Here is a 17,001-nt window from a genome sequence, read left to right as displayed (position 1 = left end):
CGCGAGATGGCGGAGTCATTCGGCTCGGACGCCGAACGCTACGACCGGGCCCGGCCCCGCTACCCCGACGCCATGGTCGACGCGATCACCACCGCGAGCCCCGGGCCCGACGTCCTCGACGTCGGCGTCGGGACCGGCATCGCGGCCCGGCAGTTCCAGGCGGCCGGCTGCACCGTGCTGGGCGTCGATGTGGACGCCCGCATGGCCGAATTCGCGCGCCGCGGCGGCGGACTCGACGTCGAGGTGGCGGCCTTCGAGGCCTGGGACCCGGCCGGCCGAACCTTCGACGCGGTCATCGCCGGACAGACCTGGCACTGGATCGACCCGGTCACGGGAGCGGCCAAGGCGGCCGAGGTGCTACGGCCCGGCGGTCGGCTGGCCGTGTTCTGGAACGTATTCCAGCCCTCGCCCGATATCGCGGAAGCCTTCGCCGAGATCTACCGCCGGGTCCTGCCCGACTCGCCCCGCAACCCCTGGACGAAGTCCGCGCTCGACCCCTACTCGACGCTGTTCACCAGGGCGGTCGACGGGATACGGCAGACGGGCGCGTTCGGCGAGCCGGAGCAGCGACGGTTCGACTGGGAGCGCGGCTACACCCGGGAGGAGTGGCTGGATCAGCTCCGTACCGGCGGCGACGCGAGCCAGCTGGCACCGGCCGAGCTGGCGGAGCTGCTGGCGGGCACCGGGGCTGCGATCGACGCGATGGGGGGCGGCTTCACGATGCGTTACGCCGCGGTGGTGATCACCGCGGCGCGAACCGGCGCCGCTTGACCTGTTTTACGTGCCGTCGGCAGGGCCGTGTCGGGACCGGTCCCACCGCGGAGCGCGTATACACCTCACGTGCAGTCGGGTTCGGAGGTGTATGTGATGTCGAAGCGTACGGTCATGCTCGTCGTGGCCGGGCTCGTGCTGGCAGCTGTGACCGCTCTCGGTATCGTGCTCAAGCAATCGGCCCCCTCGGGCAGCGCCGCCCCATCAGGCGGTGACGAGGCCAAGCGGCCGGGACCGCCGCGTGTCTACGCCTATATGACGGTCGACTTCGGCCAGGACTGGACACAGACGCGCAGCGAACTCGTCGCCATGAACGGCACCAAACAGATCGGCCGCGCCTCCTTCGGCTGGCTCGGCACCGACCCCGCCTTCACCACCGACGGCCGCTACGTGTTCACGACGGTCGGCGACCGCATCCTGGCCATCTCGGCCACAACCGGCAAGGTGACGAAGGTTGCCTGCGACGGATGCCAGGACCGCTCCCTGAAATGCCAATGCCAAACGGTCGTGCCCATCGGCGCCGGCAAGGTCGCCTGGCTCGACAAGGGCAACCACCTCATGCTCGCCGACCTCGCGGCCAAGGCACCGACGCCGCGGCGAACGGCCACGACGGTTCCCACCTGGCGCAATGACTGGGACGAGGCGGCCCCGCAACTGCTCGCTGGCACCGACGGCACCGTGCTGGCCGCATACACGGACTCGTTGTCGAGCAAGACCGGGCCGGTGTACCTGGTGACACTGGACGGCGGGCCACGCCGACTGGCGCCGCACCGGCAGGACTCCGTCGAGTCGGCGCAGTTCAGCCCTGACGGCACACGGGTGGCGCTGGCAGGTGACGAAGCCGAATCCTGTGCCACGGTCACCGTGGTGAACGTCGGGTCCGGCGAGGGCAGGACCCGCCCGGTCAAGGCCGCGGCGGGCGCGAAGTGCAGCACGCGCGACGGGTACGTCGGCGAAATGTGGTGGGACCCCGAGGGCGCCCTGAACGTCTACTTCCAACCCGCCGAGAAGGAAGACACCATGAACGGCGTGCAGCGCCGGCTCGCGGATGACCGGTGGGTTGCCGCGGACGCCGACCCGGCCAGCCAGGCACACCGACTGGCCGCAGGTGCCACGGCGATCCTCAGCCATCCCGGTGTCCGCGACCGGGACTTCCTCTATGTCGAGATCGGCGGCCAACGCACCGAGATCGAGGGAGAGGTGAACCGCGTCGCCGTCCCCACGCGCTAGGGGTCCGGTGCCGAGAAAACCGATCGACAGACAAGTCCGCGACGCACTGTGATGGCTCCGACCGCCCGCCGCATGGAGCGGGCCGACGGCAGGAGCTGCTCTTGGCACCCGGGAGAACCGCGGACCCCCGCCCCGCGATCGATGCCGCACTGGCCAGGCGCCTCGTCGATACGCAGTTCCCGCAGTGGGCCGACCTGCCTCTCAAGCGGCTCGACCCGGCCGGCTCGGACCATGTGATCTACCGGCTGGGCGAGGAGCTGTCCGTCCGGCTGCCCCGCCACGCCGGGGCAGCCGGGCAGGCCGAGAAGGAGTCCGAGTGGCTTCCCCGGCTCGCCCCGCACCTGCCCCTGGCCGTCCCGGTACCGGTGGGGGTGGGTGAGCCTGACTTCGACTATCCGTGGCCGTGGGCGGTGTCCCGCTGGCTGGATGGTGAGGTGGCGACCGTTGAGGCATTGGCCGACTCCTCCAGGGCTGCCGTCGAACTGGCGGAGTTCCTGACCGCCCTTCAGCAGTTCGTGCCCGAGAACATCCAGGTCGAGGACGCTCGCGAGGACCTGGACCTCACCGTCCGGCCGCTGGCCGACCGGGACCGCGCGACCCGGGCCGCGATCGCGGAGGTCGACGGCGCGTTCGATACGGCGGCCATGACCGAGCTGTGGGACGCGGCGCTGAACGCCCCAGGATGGGACCGCCCTCCGGTCTGGTGTCACGGCGACTTCCACATCGGCAACCTGCTGACCGTCAACGGCCGCCTCAGCGCGGTCATCGACTTCGGTGGACTCGGCATCGGCGACCCGGCCTGTGACCTGACCATCGCCTTCACCCTGATGTCGGCCGGGAGCCGGGCCGCCTTCCGGACCGCGCTCGGCGTGGACGACGCCACCTGGACCCGGGGCCGCGGCTGGGCATTGGCCACTGGACTGAACGCCTACACCCACTACGCCGCCGCCAACCCCCGGGTCGCCGCGCAGACCACCCGCCAGATCACCGAGGCGCTCATCGGCTGATTGACTGCTCCCCCGGGGTCACTCTCCGATGGCGTCGCCGAGCGTGATGCGGATACCCACCGTGCCCTCCCGGCCGCGGCGCAGCACGCTCCCCCACACGGTGAGCCGCCCGGTCAGGCCGTACTTCCGGCGCAGGAGCCCGCGATAGCGCTCGACGTCGGCCCCGTACAGGACCTCGGCGCGACCGGGGACGTCGTCGCCGCGTCGGTTGCCGCGCAGATCACACGGCGCGACCAGGACATCGCCCCGATTGCGGATGCGCTTGACCTTGCCGGAGTCGGCCCGCGTCCACACACCCAAGGTGTCGCCGTCACGGACCACCCACACCGGGGTCGGCACGGTACGCCCGTCCCTGCGATAGGTGGTAACCAGCACGTACTTGCTCGCGCCCAGCCGGGCGAGTTCAGCGTCTGGAGAAGCCACGGCCTCACCTTAGCTGTCCACCTCGGGCGCTGCCCGGCCGATGCGCTCACCAGCGGTCCCAGTGCAGGACCTCCTCGCGCGGGATGCGAGGAGCGGGCTTGAAGTCGGTGCCGATGGTGAAGGCCAGCGGGATGAACGCCGCCAGCATGACCTCCTCGTACGGCACTCCGAGCACCTGGGCCAGCTCGCGTTCGAGCGGCCCCTGCGCGGTGGTCCACACCGTGCCCAGGCCGCGCGCCCGGGCGGCCAGCATGAAGCTCCACACCGCGGGCAGGATCGATCCCCACGCCCCCGCCTGCACGGGCACCGGAGCGCGGTCGGTCCGCCCCTCCACGCCGGGGATGACGAACGCGGGCACCCGGTGGATGTTGTCGGCCAGGTGACGCAGGCCGTCGAAGACCCGCTCGGTGGAGCGGGCGTGATAGTTCATGCGCCGTACGTCACGCTCGGTCAGCGGCTGCCCGGCGACCAGGGGCAGGGCGCGCAGGAAGAGGTCGGCCACCGCCCGCCGCTGCTTCGGCTCGGTGACAACGAGGAAGTGCCAGCGCTGCCGGTTGCGCCCGGTGGGCGCCTGCACGGCCAGGTCCACGCACTCCTCGATCAGGGCACGGGGCACCGGGCGGGTCAGGTCCAGGCGCTTGCGTACTGCGCGGGTCGTGCTCAGCAGCTCGTCAGGGGTGAGGTCGAGCGTCACAGCAGGCCTCCATCTGCGTGCAAACAATTGACGGACAGATGATCTGGACCGTATGACCGCCAATCATCTGCTGTCAAACAATCTTCGGGGAGATTGATCTGCTGTAGCCTGATGGCACACGGAAGAGGAGAGCGATGGCGACGACGAACAGGGCGGCCGACCGCGCCCGGCCGGCATACTTCGCGCAACTCGCCGCCGAGCGGCTGGATATCGCGCTGTGCCGGGCCTCGGCCGCCGTGGCCCGCGCCGCCGACGCGCACGCCACCGGGGAAGGGCTCGGAGTCGGGCAACACCTCGTGCTCCAGATGCTCGACGCCGTCGGCCCCTGCTCCCAGCAGGCGCTCAGCGAGGAACTGCGGATCGACCGCAGCGTCATGGTCGGCATCTGCGACGACCTGGAGCAGTCGGGCCACATCTGCAGGGAGCGCAACCCGCGCGACCGGCGCTCCTACGCCGTCACCATCACCGACTGGGGCCGCCAAAGGCTCGCCGAGGCCCAGGCCTCGATCCCCGCGTTCCTTGCGGACACCTTCCGCGTCCTCACCCCCGACGAGCGCGGCCAACTGAGCGCGATCCTCGGCAAACTGCTCCAGCCGGAGAGCAGTAACGTGCCGGACCATGACGGACGATGACGCGACGCCCGCCCTGCTGATCAAGGCCGGTGCGCTGCTCCGCGACTGCGGTGAGCGGCTGATGGACGACGCTGAGACGGACGCGGTCCCGCGCCTGCTCGCGGAGACGACCCGCTGCTACGACGCCGTCGCGGGGAAGCTGAGCGCCAATGACGCCGAGACCGCCGCCACCGTCGCCGTGGGGCGCTCGACGGTAGCGGCGCTGGCCCTGCACCAGTGCGCCTGGGACGAGCTGGACTGCGACTGGTCGTGGGAGGACGAGAGCGACGGGCCGTACCTGGGCCATATGCAGGAGTTCGACGACGACGGCATCAGCGAACCACTCGTCGCGCGGGCCGTCGAGGCGGCCCGCGCCGCCCTGGACGCCGACCCCGGCGACCCTCTGGTGCGCCTTCATCTGGCCCATGCCCTGTGCTGGTCCGGCGACCGGGACGGTGCGGTCGCCGCGTACGCGGAGGTGCTGCGGCGTGACCCGGAGGACCATGTCGCGCGCGACAGGCTCGCCGAGCTCGGGGAAGAGGTATCCGAGGACGACGATTTCGACGGCATCGGGTCCCCGTCCCCGGGCCGCTACGCGTTCGCCTTGGTCCGCGCAGAGGCCGGGAACGCGAGCTGGGGATGGTCCTCGGTCGCGACCGCTTGCGGTTCGGTCGCCGCCGCGCGACGCGACGCCGACGCGGTCCTCAAAAGCCTTGCCGACGCGGATCTCACCCGAGAAGAGCTCTCCGAAATGCTGAGGCTGACCCTCGAAGTCCACCGCCCAGGCCAGCCCGTCACCCGCTTCGACCTCATCGACCGCGTCCCGGCCGAGCCCCGCGAGGGGGTCTTCCTCATCGACTGGTCAGGCATCCCGGAGGGCGAGCCCTTGGACCCGCCCCTTCCGCCCGGACGGCCCGTTCGGTTCGATGGGGAGACCTGTTTCCACGGTGGACGGTCGTAGCCGTCTCGTTCAGCGACGGCCCGCGTAGGTGAGGAAGGCGGTCCAGGCGGTTGGGGTGACGGCGAGTTGGGGGCCGTGAGGGTGCTTGGAGTCGCGGATGCGGATGGTGTCGGGGGTGAGGGCGACCTCGACGCACTCGGGCCCGTCGTTGGTGCTGTAGCTGCTCTTCGTCCACTCGGAGGGCTTGAGGGTCATGTCTCTCCCCGTAGTTTCTCGATGAAGGCCAACGACTCCCGTGGCCTGAGAGCCTGCGCCCGGATCATGCCGTAGCGCATCTCAAGGACCTGGACCTCTTTGGGATCGGAGATCAGACGGCTGGTGAGCTGCACTTCGTTGTGTCCAACCGTCGTACCGTCCCTGAGCTTCAGTACTTGGAGGGAACCACCGAGCCCGGCGTGATCCTCGCACTCAGTGGGCATCACCTGGATTTCGACGTGTCGCAACTTCCCAAGCCCAAGCAGATGTTCGAGCTGATGCCGCAACACCATTCTGCCCCCGATCGGGCGCCGCAGCACCGCCTCTTCCTGGACGAAGGTCAGCAGTGGGGCATGCGGCTGATCGAAAATCGTCTGCCGTCCCATACGCGCGGATACCAGGCGTTCAAACTCGTCTTGGCTATACGACGGACGTCGCTGGCCAAACAAGGCGCGGGCGTAATCCTCCGTCTGCAGCAGACCATGCACAACGGTGTTGCCGTACGCACCCAGCTCGACCGTCTCGCCCTCCAGCTTCGCCAGATCCCTCACCTTCTTCGGATACCGCGCCTCCGCGACGTCCTTCTTCATCGCCGCGATCTTGCCGCCCGCCCCCAGCACTTCATCCGCCTTGTCCAGGAACTCCGGCCTGGGAATCCGCCGAGCCCGCTCGACGGCCGAAACCAACTCCTCCCCATACCCGATCGCCGCCCCCAACTCCGCCTGCTTCAGCCCCGCCGCCTCACGCCACAACTTGATCTGACGACCGACCGCCCTCATCACCGCACCGCTGTCGTCCTCTTCGACTCCCTGGATCTCACTCATCTATCTGCCCACCTCCGACGTGTCCGTGCCCAACGTCGCCCGCCCAGCACGCGTCACGGCGTACGGACCGGACAAGCGCCGGACCGCAGCCGGAGCACTACCGGACGGTCACCGTCCGTATTGGCGTCGCTACTTTCAAGCCTAGTTACTCGCGACCACGCTGAGTGATGTGAGCCGACATTTCACTCGAACAGACACTTCCGTTTCCGCACCCCCACCCACCGCCCTCCACTTCACCGTCCTGCTCTCCGCCACCCGCAAGGGCGCCCGCCTGGCCCGCCTCCTCGCCACCGAACGACTCCGCTCATGGGGGCTGCCGCACGACACGGCGGCACTCGTCATCGCCGAACTGAGCGCCAACGCGGCGCTGCACGGCCGCGTGCCGGGCCGGAACTTCCGCCTCACGCTGGCCGTCGCGGCCAACGGCCCGACGGCGACGCTCCGTATCGAGGTACGGGACCCGCGCACGGAACAGCTACCAACCGTCCGCCGACGCGGGGAGACCGGCGGCGAATCGGGGCATGGGCTGCTGCTCGTGAAGGAGTTGGCGGACCGCTGGGGTGTTGTGCCCGAGCTGATCTGCAAAACGGTGTGGGCCGAACTCACTTTCCCTCGCTGAGCCTCGCCCCACCGGAGGCCGGAAACCTTGACTCCGGTGCTGCGCGCGCTGGTGGGGCGGGCGGTCAAAGACAAAGAACCTCAAGAAAGAACCAACCCAACCCAACCAAACCTCACACCCATCACCCGGATAGGTGAATCCGCCCAACTCGGCTGGCGCAGCTGCCGATTGGCGAGGCAGGCTCGGTCTTGACAACCCCAGACATGCGACGGCCCCCGGCCGGGACTCGCAATCCCGATCGAGGGCCTGACCACCGAGGAAGAGAGACCTTCCCGATGGCTGAGCAGCAGCTTAGCGCGCCTCCGCGCGCCCGTTTCCTGGTTCGTCGATCCGCTAGCGGAGTGACCTCAGTGAGTGAATACCAGCCTGCCCAGTACACGATCATCGGCCACCACCTCTCCCAGCACAACGATCTGTCCCTGACGGCGATCGGCCTCGGAGCGCACATCCTGTCGCTGCCCGATGGCTCACCGGTGGACATCCTGACGCTCGCCGAGAAGTTCCCGGAGGGCCGGAGCAAGATCGCTGCCGCGCTGCGGGAGTTGGAGGCGCACGGCTACATCGAGCGGATCCGGGAGCGCACACCCCAAGGGCAGATCATCACCCGAACGTTCTCGTACAACTTCCCCGAGGCCACCCGCGCCCGCCGCGAACGCGAGGCGCAGGCCGCGCGCCTCGCTCCCCTACGGGCCGTACCGTCGCTGCAGAAGTCACCGAAGCCGAAGACCAGCGGCTCTCCGTCCGGCTCCAGCACCCGCACCGGCGCCGCTCCCGACGCCGACGCCGACCCCGACCCGGCCCCCGTCTCTGCCCAGACCCCCGCCTCTGACGCCAACGCCGCCGTAGATCCCACACCGCAGCCCCGCACCGACCGCGTACCACCGCCGTCTCTCCCCCAGCCCAACGCGCCCGCGCCCGAGCGCACCCGCACCGCCGCCGCCCTGCTCGCCGCTCTGCGCCGCGACGACGACCGGTTACTGCTCTCCGAGCGCGACGTACGCCGCCTCGCCCCGGCCGTGGCCGCCTGGCTGGAGCGCGGCGCCACCCCCGACGCCGTACGCCACGCCCTGGCCACCGGCCTTCCGCCGGACCTGCGCCACCCCGCCGCCCTCCTCGCCCACCGCCTCACCGCGCTGCTCCCGCCACCTCTCCCAGCGGACCTGCTGGCCGAGCCCACACCACGCCCGCCAGTCGTCCCCCTCCAGAACTGCGACGGCTGCGACCGCGCCTTCCGCGCCCCCAGCCCCGGCTGCTGCCGCGACTGCCGAGAGGCGAACGAGGCCCCGGCCCTCGCCGCGTAGAGGCCCGTCCTCAGGAGACCCCAATGCCAGCCGCCCAGACCGGTACCGACAACGAAGTTCTCGCTGAACCTGCACGGCATTCCCAGAGACCTCGCCGCTTGCCTGAGTACGCAATACTTGTCCGCATGTCCGCGATGTCTGCCGCCGAACCGTCACAGCCTGTCGCAGAGGTGCTGCGGCAGCGCTATGCGAGAAGGCTTCCCGGCTCACTCAGCAACCTGGCCGGGCCGACGCATGGCGCCGTTCAGCTGCCGTTGCACGTGGCCTGGTCTGGGCTGACACGGTTCGATCTCGACAGGCCGCGGTCGCGGATGAGCATGTACCGCACGGTGCTAGCCGAAGGGCAGCACACCGACCTCATCGCCCTGCTGAACCGGGACCTCCTGATCGGTCAATGGCCCGTCCTTCGCATGCTGATCAGCCGCGCGATCCGTGATGTGTGGGAGGCTGCCTTCTTCGAGTTGGCCTCCGCTCGCCCGGCAGCCGCGGTGTGAACTTCAGCGACTTAGAGGTCGCGCGGATAGGCGGCTGGCCGCCGTCCGGACCGGTGTGCTGGGCAGACCGTTGGCGAGCCGAGTGCCAGAGCGAGCTGGCAAGGTGTCGGTATGTCAGTTCACTCTCCCTTGATCTCCAGCCTGCCTCCGTCCTGCCACCACATCGTGGATTTCGACCTCGTCACCCTCGACGGTCGGCTGATCCTCGTCGGCAGCCCCGACCGAGACCGGCGTGCCTGCACCTGGGATCCGGCCAGCGACCGCTGGACCCAGTTCGAACTCGACGTCCCGGACGAGGACTTCCCCCGCACGGACCTCACTGCGCTCGGTGCCGCAGTGGTGGACGGCCGGATCGTGATCGGCGGCGGAGGTGACCACCAAGGCTTCGCCATGTGGGACCTGGAGACGGGCAAGGTACGGCTGAGCGCACAGGAGGGCGGCCTGGCCTCGGTAGTCAGGGCCGACTTCGGTGACCGCTCGAGGTTGCTCGTGGGATTCGCGGGCACGTGGGGCGTGGAGTTGTGGGACCCGTCCGTTGCCGAGCCGGAGGACGGGCATGACGACGATGCCGACCTTGACGACGAGGACGATTCGGTGACAGAGCCGGAGCAGCCCTCGCCTTACGACTCTCTCGTGGACATTCAGGAGCTGGAATGCCAGTCGGGCGCCAGTAGCGCTGCCGCGGCGGGACTGTTGGCAGGGCGGCCGGTCGTGGTGGCCGGTGGTCGGCACGGCGGCGTGCTCGTGTGGGACATCGAGGAAGAGCGGCACCTCGCCAAATTTGACGACCTGGACGAGACGCTCACCGAGTTCGCCCTGGCCTCGGTGGACAGGCGCGTACGGGTCGTCGCAGCGGGTGGGCAGAGTCTCGTGCTGGGAGATCCCGAATCCAACGAGTGGAGCGAACCCCTCACCGTGCCCGGGGACGAAATCAGCTGCTTGACTGCCGGCACCGTGCACGGTCGTCTGTTCGCCGTCACCGGAGCAAGGGACGGCAGCATCTGCGTGTGGGACCTGGCCGAGCGCCGGTTGCTGGGCCAGCCGCTCCAGGGGCACAGCAGCGAGGTGTTCGGGCTGCGGGTGGCCGATCTCGACAGCCGCCCTGTGATCATCAGTAGTGCGCACTGCGACTCAGTCCACCTCTGGGAATTTCCGTTGTAGAGGTCATTTATGAGGGCGGATAGGCGTGTGGTCAGGGTCGGCGGTTCGGGCGTTCGTCCCAGCGGTGGGTTGTCCATGCTCGTCGGATCAGGCTGCGTACAGTGATGATCGTGTCAGCGAGGTCGAAGAAGGCGTCGATGACGGTGGCGCGGCGTTCGTAGCAGCGGGCCAGTCGGTGAAAGGCGTTCTGCCAGGCGTGCGTGCGCTCGACGTGCCAACGCCGACTGGCCTGGATCGGTGCTTTCTCGCCTTTGTGCGCGATGCGGCCGCGGAGGCCGCGTTCGCTGAGCAGAGTGCGGGTGGTGTCCGAGTCGTAGCCGGCGTCCAGGTGCACGGTGATGTCGTCGGGCAACGGCCCGAGGTCGTCCAGGCGGTCCAGGGTCGGGGCGAGCAGCGGGGAGTCGTGGCGGTTGGCGCCCGCCAGGACGCGGCCCAGCGGAATGCCGTATCCATCTGTCATGCCCGAGCGTTTCAAACCCTGTTTGCCGCGGTCGACCGGTGAGCGTCCGGCGACCTCGCCGCCCCCGGGAGCCTTGGTGATGGAGCCGTCGACGGCGATCTGGTCGAGGACGAGGCCGACGATCCGGTCGTAGGACTCCAACGCGATCTGCTTGAGCCGGGCGAAGACGCCAAGTCGGATCCACTCGTCGCGACGGTTGCGGATCGTGGTGGCCGAGCATGTCGTGTCGGCGATCGCCTCGTAGGAACAGCCGAAGCGCAGCAGTTGCAGAAGCTTGTCGAAGATGATCCTGTCACTGATCCATCGAACCCGGCGGCCACCGCGTTGCGCGCCGCGGCAGCAAAGTCGTCGACGGTCTGGGCGATCTCGACCTCGGCCAGCTCCCTGGGGGTGACGAAGTCCTTGGGGCCCTCATGGGTGAACACCTGCCCCTGCGGCGCCACCGCGGAGGGGCCGACCGGCAGTTGGTCGCAGCTACACATCGCAGCGAGGGACGTATGAGTCAGCCGAAGGACACGTCCGACTCCCAGTCGGCCGCCGCCGAAGCCGCCGCGACGGCTGAGATGTCGATGCCGCCCTCCGTCCAGGCCGGTGCCATGACCCACGCGATCTTCCGCGTCGCCCGCCTGCACCGCGCGCTCGCCGCGCAACTCCTGCGCCGCGTCGGCCTCCACCCCGGCCAGGAACTGGTCATGATGCAGCTGTGGGACCGCGGCCCCCAGCGTCAGACCGACCTGGTGCGCCTGCTCGGCTCCGACGCGGCCACCATGACCCGCACGATCCGACGCCTCGAACACGCCGGCTTCGTCCGCCACCGCCCCTCCACCACCGACAAACGCGCCTTCATCATCGAACCCACCACCGCCAGCCTCGCCCTGCGCCGCGAGGTCGAACACATCTGGTCCGAACTCGAAAACTACGTCGCCGACAGCCTGACCCCCGACCAGCAGACCGAAGCCATCGACGCCCTGACCCGGATCGAACACAGCCTCGTCCAGGCCACCACCCGGCACGCCTCCGCGGAGCAGTAACGTGCCGGTCCATGACGGACGATGACGCGACGAACGCTCTGCTGATCAAGGCCAGTTCGCTGCTCCGCGACAGCAGCGAAGGGCTGATAGACGGTGCCGAGACGGACACAGTCCCGCACCTGCTCGCGGAGGCGACCCACTGCTACGACGCCGTCGCGCGGAAGCTGAGCGCCGACGACGGCGAGACCGCCGCTACCGTTGCCGTAGGACGCTCGACGGTAGCGGCGCTGGCCCTGCAGCGGTGCGTTCTCGATGAGCTGGACTGCGACTGGTCGTGGGAGGACGGAAGCGACGGGCCGTACCTCGGCGACATGCAGGAGTACGACGACGACGGCCTCAGCGAGCCGCTGGTCACGCGGGCGGTCGAGGCGGCCCGCGCGGCCCTGGAGGCCGACACCGGCGATCCCCTGGTGCCCCTTCAGCTGGGCCATGCGCTGTGCTGGTCCGGGGACCGCGACGGCGCCGCCACCGCGTACGCCGAGGCACTGCGGCGCGACCCGGGAGACCATGTCGCGCAGGACAGCCTCGCCGAGCTCGGGGAAGAGGTGCCCGAGGAAGACGATGTCGACGATGTCGGGTCGCCCGACCGCTACGCGTTCGCCTTGGTGCGCGAAGAGGCCCGGATCAGCAACTCGGAGTGGTCCACGATCACGTGCGCTTACGGCTCGGTCGCCGCGGCGCGTCGCGACGCCGACGAGATTCTCAAGTCCTGCGCCAACGGGGATTTCACTCCTGAGGACCTGCCGAGCATGCTGAAGCTGACCCTGGAGATCCATCGGCCGGAACAGCCTGTCACCCGCTTCCCGGCCGAGCCCCTGGACGCGTCGTTCCTCATCGACTGGTCGGGGCTGTCCGAGGGCGAGCCGCTGGACCCGCCCCTTCCGCCCGGACGGCCGGTCCGGATCGACGGCGAGACCTGTTTCCACGGCGGCCTTGGGTAGCCGGGAGGGGGTATGGGGCCGGCGCGACGGGCCACCCGGACCCGGACCACGCCGGCCTCGCGCAGCGAGCACCGTAGCGTGCTCCTTCAGACGGCCGTTGCCACCTGGACCCGCTCCCGCACGACGCGGCGGCGCCGAGCCGGCATCCCGAGCGTCGGGTTGGCGACGCTCCAGGCCGCGCCTTTGCAGATCAGCTCCTTGTAGACGGCGGCGAGCCGTCCGGTCAGGGCCGCCCGGACGGCGCGGTCGTCGGCGGTGACGTACTGGATCAGGCCTTCCTTGCGACCCAGCGAGATGCACTGGTTGAAGTAGCGGAGCGGCACGTTCGGGAGCTTCCCGCCGGTCAGGCACGCCGCGATGGCGTCGGCGGCCTGCCACGCGGTGGGGGTGCCCGAGGCGCACGACATCCGCAGCGGCTTGTCGCCAGGGCCCATCACCATGGCCGCGTCGCCGATGGCGTACACGTCCGGGTGCGAGACCGAGCGCATGGTCCCGTCGACCACGATCTGGCCTGTGCCGGTCACCTCCAGGGCGGTAGCCTGCGCGATCGGGTGGACCGCGAACCCGGTGGTCCACACAGTGACCGCGGCCGGGATGGCCTCGCCGTCGGCGGTGACGACGCGGTCGGCCTCGACGCCGGTGACGGCGGCGTGCTCGTACACGGTGATGCCGAGCTTCTCGAGAACCTTCCACAGGTGCCGGCGGCCCTTGGGCGAGAGCCAGTCGCCGAGGCCGCCGCGGGCGGCGAGGGCGACATCCAGGTCCGGGCGAGCCTCGGCGATCTCGGTCGCGGCCTCCAGGCCGGTGAGGCCGCCGCCGACCACGACCACGGGCTGTCCGGCGTCCAGGCGGGCCAGGCGCTCGCGCAGCCGGAGCGTCCCGGGGCGGCCGGCGATCTCGTGGGCGTGCTCGGCGACGCCCGGGACCCCTTGGCTGTTCCAGCCGCTGCCGAGGGCGTACACGAGGGTGTCGTACGCCAGCTCCTCGGCGCCGTTCGCGTCGACGACGGCGACGGTCTTGCGGTCGACGTCGACGCCGGTGACCTTCGCGAGCTTCAGTTCGACGCCGGTGCCCGCGAACATCTCGCTGAAGGGCCGGAGCTTGAGGTCCTGGCCGACCGCCAGCTGGTGCATCCGCACTCGCTCGACGAAGTCGGGCTCGGCGTTGACGAGGGTGATGGCGACGTCCTCGCGGCTCAGCCGCTTGGCGAGGCGCCCGGCGGCGATGGCTCCGGTGTATCCGGCTCCGAGGACAACGATGCGGTGCTGCATGTCCTTGCTCCTGTCTGTTCCTGTCTTCAGCGAGTCGCCCCTTGAACCGGGCGGCCCGCCGTTTCCTGACAGGAACGCGATGTGAAGCACCTCACATCGGGTCAGAAGGCGGTGAGCAGGGGCTCCCCGTGGTCGGCGGCCGCCCACCGCTCGGTCACGCGTTCGAGCTTGTCGGGGTTGACCTGGTTGCGGAACGCGGCGATGCCCTCGGCGGTGACCTCCAGGCACATGACGCCGACGACCCGGCCGTCGACGACCGCCACGACGGCGGGATCGCCGTTGGCGATCGTGGCGTAGAACTCGGCCGTGCCGCCGACTATGGCGCGTTTGGCCTTGCTGGGTTTGAACAGGCCCCACATGAACTTCGCGACCGCGAGGGCGCCCTCGAACGCCTTGGCGCGGGCCGGGACCTTTCCGCCGCCGTCGCCGATCGAGATGGCGTCCTGGGTGAGCAGCCGCACGAGCGGCTCGGTCTGGCCGCTGGTGGCGGCCGCGAGGAACTCCTCGACGATCCGCCGGGCGGCTGCCTCGTCGATCTCGGTGCGGGCCCGGCCGTCCGCGACGTGCTTCTTGGCGCGGTGGAAGATCTGCTGGCTGGAGGCCTCGGTGATGTCGAGGATCGCGGCGATCTCCCGGTGCGGGTAGTCGAAGGCCTCCCGCAGCACGTACACCGCCCGCTCGTTGGGGGAGAGGCGCTCCATGAGAGTGAGGACCGCGTACGAGACCGATTCGCGCTGCTCGGCGGTGTCGGCCGGGCCGAGCATGGGGTCCCCGGCGAGCAGCGGCTCGGGGAGCCATTGGCCCACATAGGTCTCGCGCCGCGCCCGGGCCGAGGTGAGCTGGTTGAGGCACAGGTTGGTAAGGACCTTCGTCAGCCAGGCCTCGGGGACCTCGATGCGATCGACGTCGGCGGCCTGCCAGCGCAGGAACGTCTCCTGCACGGCGTCCTCGGCCTCGCTCGCGGAGCCGAGGAGGCGGTAGGCGATGGCCTCCAGGCGGGGCCTGGAGGCCTCGAACCGGTCCACGTCGTTCATGGTCAGGGCCATGGGCCCCGATCCTACTCGCAGCCTGGTTCCAGCCGACGGCGGTGGCCGACGCGGCGACGGTCAGCGTCGGTCCTCGACCGTCCATCCGTCGCCCAACTCGCGGCGCAAGGCGCCCAATGCCGCGTCGGACTGCTGCCTTCCGTCCGAACGTCACGCGGCACCGACGTGGGCGAGCACCGTGGCGGTGTCCTCCGCGGCGACCGGTGCGGCCGGGCGGCCCAGGGGGCCGATTCCGGCCAGGGACACCTCGCCGCACCGCTCGCCGCACCGCACCGGCAGGTCGCGGCCTCCCCTCCCTGGCCGCGACCCGCTCAGCCGCGCCGTGAGCACCGGGCACGGTCGGCGGGCGGGTCAGCCGATGCTGTCCGTGGGGGCGTTGGTCAGGTAGGTGTAGCGGGCCTGGAGGGCGCCGGTCTTGGGGGCGGTCTCCGTCTCCTCCAGGAGGTCTCCGGTCTTGGGGTTGACGATCACGCGGACGGTGGCTGACGTGGTGTTCCATTCCAGGGCCGTGCCCGTGCGGCCTGTGGCGTCCTTGGCGGGGCCGGTGACCTTGACGCCGGGGAGGTCGGCCAGGACGCGGTAGAGCGCGGCGCGCAGGTCGGGGCGGGCCGGGGACTCGCCCAGGAGGGCGGTGGCGTTGTCGAAGGTGCTCTTGGCCTTGCCGTCGGCGGAGTTGGGGCTGGGCAGCAGGGCGGCGAGGGCCTTGGGGTCGGTGGGGAGTTTGTCGAGCTGGTTCCAGCCGAGGGTCCGGTCGCCGACGGTGTACGCGCGGGCCGTGACGGCGACCTTGGTGGACCCGTCCGGGTTCACCTCGGTGGACTTCCCCTTCCGGTCCAGATACCTGGTGTGCGTGCTCTCCTTCTCGCCGTCCGCCGGGACGGCGAGGTTGAGGGTGGTCTTCCAGTACGGGGCCTTGGTGGCGGGGGCGGAGGCCGCGACCTGGGCCATGTCGTTGAGGAACGCCTTGGCCGAGGCGGCCTGCGGGGGCTGCGGCCGTGCGGCGTCGTTCGAGGTGAGGGCGGGGTACGCGACGACCCCGGCGGCGACAGCCGCGGCCAGCGCCGTAAGGGCGAAGCGGGGGCGGGAGAACAGCCCGGCGAGACCCACACGGCGGCGGGGGCGCGCACCCGGGGTGCCGGGGGCGGGGGCGGGGGCGGCGGTGGCCTCGATGTCCCGCTCGATCGCCGCGCGGAGGACGGCCTGCGCCGCCGCCACCGTCTCGGCCTTCGCCGGCTCCACCCGGCCCGCGGTCACCAGGGTCTCCGCTCCGGGGAAGTCGAGGTGGTCCTGCGGGCGTTCGGCGCCGAGGTTGCTGGTGCGGGTCATGCGGATTCTCCTGCCTTGGACATGTGGACAGAGGGCACAAGGGAGCCAAGCCGCTCGCGCAGCCGGGTACGGGCGCGGTGCAGCCGGGAGCGGGCGGTACCCGGGGGGACGCCGACGACCGAGGCTGCCTCGGTGGGGGTGAGCTGCTCCCATGCGATGAGCAGCATCAACTCCCGTTCGACCACCGGCAGCTTGGTCAGGGCGTGGCGCAGCGCCGGCGCGACCGCCGCGGCGTCCAGCCGCTGGTCGACGGCCTGCCACGGGTCGCTGGCGATGCCCTCCGCGAACTGCGCCGAGCCCGGCGGCGCCTCCGTCTCCAGTCGGCGCCAGTGCGCGGCCAGGACATGTCTGGCCACCCCGAACAGCCAGGCTCTGGGGGTCCCGCGCGCCGCGTCGAAGCCGTGCCGACCCGCGTACGCCCGCAGCCACAGCTCCGAGAGCAGGTCGTCCGCCGCGCCCGGGGCGCGCCGTACGAGATAGCCGTGCAGCGCCGCCGAGTGGCGGGCCACCAGCGGTTCGAACGCCGTCGGGTCCTGCTTCGAGCGCAGCAGCAGCTGATCGTCCGTATCCGTATGTCGGCCGGCAGCTGTGTCCGTATGTGCTTCCCTGATCACAGGGCCTCCGTCTCCGACCGT

At 70.4% G+C, this 17,001-nt stretch carries 19 protein-coding genes and 2 pseudogenes; 11 read left to right on the top strand and 10 right to left on the bottom strand.

Annotated features, from left to right (window positions below):
- Positions 1–6 precede the first annotated feature (6 nt).
- From ACWY4P_RS32955 to ACWY4P_RS32945, 3 genes are all read left to right on the top strand, one after another.
- The gene (locus tag ACWY4P_RS32955) at positions 7–771 is read left to right on the top strand and encodes a class I SAM-dependent methyltransferase (protein WP_456204174.1); all 765 of its coding nucleotides are present in this window, start codon (positions 7–9) and stop codon (positions 769–771) included.
- A gap of 96 nt (positions 772–867) precedes the next feature.
- Entirely contained in the window at positions 868–2,001 is a 1,134-nt protein-coding gene (locus ACWY4P_RS32950; protein WP_456204173.1) for a hypothetical protein, read from the top strand.
- A gap of 101 nt (positions 2,002–2,102) precedes the next feature.
- Positions 2,103–3,008 (top strand): aminoglycoside phosphotransferase family protein, encoded by a 906-nt coding sequence (locus ACWY4P_RS32945; protein WP_456204172.1) that lies wholly within the window; start codon positions 2,103–2,105, stop codon positions 3,006–3,008.
- Positions 3,009–3,026: 18 nt separating this feature from the next.
- Here the strand turns inward: ACWY4P_RS32945 and ACWY4P_RS32940 are convergent, their stop codons facing one another.
- On the bottom strand, positions 3,027–3,431 hold the full coding sequence (locus ACWY4P_RS32940) for a PPOX class F420-dependent oxidoreductase (protein ID WP_456204171.1): 405 nt from the start codon (positions 3,429–3,431) through the stop codon (positions 3,027–3,029).
- A 46-nt stretch (positions 3,432–3,477) separates the two neighbouring features.
- Positions 3,478–4,125 (bottom strand): nitroreductase family protein, encoded by a 648-nt coding sequence (locus ACWY4P_RS32935; RefSeq protein ID WP_456204170.1) that lies wholly within the window; start codon positions 4,123–4,125, stop codon positions 3,478–3,480.
- 134 nt (positions 4,126–4,259) lie between these two features.
- Between ACWY4P_RS32935 and ACWY4P_RS32930 the strand changes: the two genes are divergently transcribed.
- Positions 4,260–4,757: a MarR family winged helix-turn-helix transcriptional regulator gene (locus ACWY4P_RS32930; protein WP_456204169.1), complete on the top strand. Its 498-nt coding sequence runs from the start codon at positions 4,260–4,262 to the stop codon at positions 4,755–4,757.
- A complete protein-coding gene (locus ACWY4P_RS32925) occupies positions 4,744–5,697 on the top strand; it encodes a tetratricopeptide repeat protein (RefSeq protein ID WP_456204168.1) in 954 nt (317 codons plus the stop codon). Before ACWY4P_RS32930 ends, ACWY4P_RS32925 begins: the two co-directional genes overlap by 14 nt.
- A gap of 9 nt (positions 5,698–5,706) precedes the next feature.
- On the opposite strand, the gene ACWY4P_RS32920 is transcribed toward ACWY4P_RS32925, so the two are convergent.
- Together ACWY4P_RS32920 and ACWY4P_RS32915 are read right to left on the bottom strand one after the other, a co-directional pair.
- Positions 5,707–5,892 (bottom strand): DUF397 domain-containing protein, encoded by a 186-nt coding sequence (locus ACWY4P_RS32920; protein WP_456204167.1) that lies wholly within the window; start codon positions 5,890–5,892, stop codon positions 5,707–5,709.
- Positions 5,889–6,716: a helix-turn-helix domain-containing protein gene (locus ACWY4P_RS32915; protein WP_456204166.1), complete on the bottom strand. Its 828-nt coding sequence runs from the start codon at positions 6,714–6,716 to the stop codon at positions 5,889–5,891. Before ACWY4P_RS32915 ends, ACWY4P_RS32920 begins: the two co-directional genes overlap by 4 nt.
- A 169-nt stretch (positions 6,717–6,885) precedes the next feature.
- Here ACWY4P_RS32915 and ACWY4P_RS32910 point away from each other — a divergent pair, with 169 nt between their 5' ends.
- From ACWY4P_RS32910 to ACWY4P_RS32895, 4 genes are all read left to right on the top strand, one after another.
- Positions 6,886–7,335, top strand: coding sequence for an ATP-binding protein (locus tag ACWY4P_RS32910; protein ID WP_456204165.1), 450 nt, complete (start codon positions 6,886–6,888; stop codon positions 7,333–7,335).
- Positions 7,336–7,685: 350 nt separating this feature from the next.
- Positions 7,686–8,636 (top strand): helix-turn-helix domain-containing protein, encoded by a 951-nt coding sequence (locus ACWY4P_RS32905; protein ID WP_456204163.1) that lies wholly within the window; start codon positions 7,686–7,688, stop codon positions 8,634–8,636.
- 134 nt (positions 8,637–8,770) lie between these two features.
- Positions 8,771–9,130, top strand: a complete 360-nt coding sequence (locus tag ACWY4P_RS32900) for a hypothetical protein (protein ID WP_456204162.1) — start codon at positions 8,771–8,773, stop codon at positions 9,128–9,130.
- A gap of 111 nt (positions 9,131–9,241) precedes the next feature.
- Positions 9,242–10,291 (top strand): hypothetical protein, encoded by a 1,050-nt coding sequence (locus ACWY4P_RS32895; RefSeq protein WP_456204161.1) that lies wholly within the window; start codon positions 9,242–9,244, stop codon positions 10,289–10,291.
- Positions 10,292–10,322: 31 nt separating this feature from the next.
- Here the strand turns inward: ACWY4P_RS32895 and ACWY4P_RS32890 are convergent.
- Together ACWY4P_RS32890 and ACWY4P_RS32885 are read right to left on the bottom strand one after the other, a co-directional pair.
- Positions 10,323–11,072: pseudogene (locus ACWY4P_RS32890) on the bottom strand (IS5 family transposase); the annotation flags it as partial.
- A pseudogene (locus tag ACWY4P_RS32885) lies at positions 11,051–11,215 on the bottom strand (alkene reductase); the annotation flags it as partial. The pseudogenes ACWY4P_RS32890 and ACWY4P_RS32885, both read right to left, overlap by 22 nt.
- A 105-nt stretch (positions 11,216–11,320) precedes the next feature.
- Here ACWY4P_RS32885 and ACWY4P_RS32880 point away from each other — a divergent pair.
- Entirely contained in the window at positions 11,321–11,782 is a 462-nt protein-coding gene (locus tag ACWY4P_RS32880; protein WP_456213144.1) for a MarR family winged helix-turn-helix transcriptional regulator, read from the top strand.
- A gap of 11 nt (positions 11,783–11,793) precedes the next feature.
- The gene (locus tag ACWY4P_RS32875; RefSeq protein WP_456204160.1) at positions 11,794–12,723 is read left to right on the top strand and encodes a tetratricopeptide repeat protein; all 930 of its coding nucleotides are present in this window, start codon (positions 11,794–11,796) and stop codon (positions 12,721–12,723) included.
- 86 nt (positions 12,724–12,809) lie between these two features.
- Here the strand turns inward: ACWY4P_RS32875 and ACWY4P_RS32870 are convergent, their stop codons facing one another.
- The 4 genes from ACWY4P_RS32870 to ACWY4P_RS32855 all read right to left on the bottom strand — a co-directional run bounded on the left by ACWY4P_RS32870 (position 12,810) and on the right by ACWY4P_RS32855 (position 16,980).
- Positions 12,810–13,994 carry an NAD(P)/FAD-dependent oxidoreductase gene (locus ACWY4P_RS32870; RefSeq protein ID WP_456204159.1) on the bottom strand — a complete coding sequence of 395 codons (1,185 nt, stop codon included), beginning with the start codon at positions 13,992–13,994 and terminating at the stop codon, positions 12,810–12,812.
- 101 nt (positions 13,995–14,095) lie between these two features.
- Positions 14,096–15,040, bottom strand: a complete 945-nt coding sequence (locus tag ACWY4P_RS32865) for an RNA polymerase sigma-70 factor (protein WP_456204158.1) — start codon at positions 15,038–15,040, stop codon at positions 14,096–14,098.
- Between the two features lie 351 nt (positions 15,041–15,391).
- On the bottom strand, positions 15,392–16,366 hold the full coding sequence (locus ACWY4P_RS32860) for a hypothetical protein (RefSeq protein ID WP_456204157.1): 975 nt from the start codon (positions 16,364–16,366) through the stop codon (positions 15,392–15,394).
- Positions 16,363–16,980, bottom strand: a complete 618-nt coding sequence (locus ACWY4P_RS32855; RefSeq protein ID WP_456204156.1) for an RNA polymerase sigma factor — start codon at positions 16,978–16,980, stop codon at positions 16,363–16,365. Before ACWY4P_RS32855 ends, ACWY4P_RS32860 begins: the two co-directional genes overlap by 4 nt.
- Between the last annotated feature and the right edge of the window lie 21 nt (positions 16,981–17,001).

It is taken from the genome of Streptomyces sp. LZ34, assembly GCF_053890475.1.
This window is presented reverse-complemented; position numbering and strand designations above follow the sequence as displayed.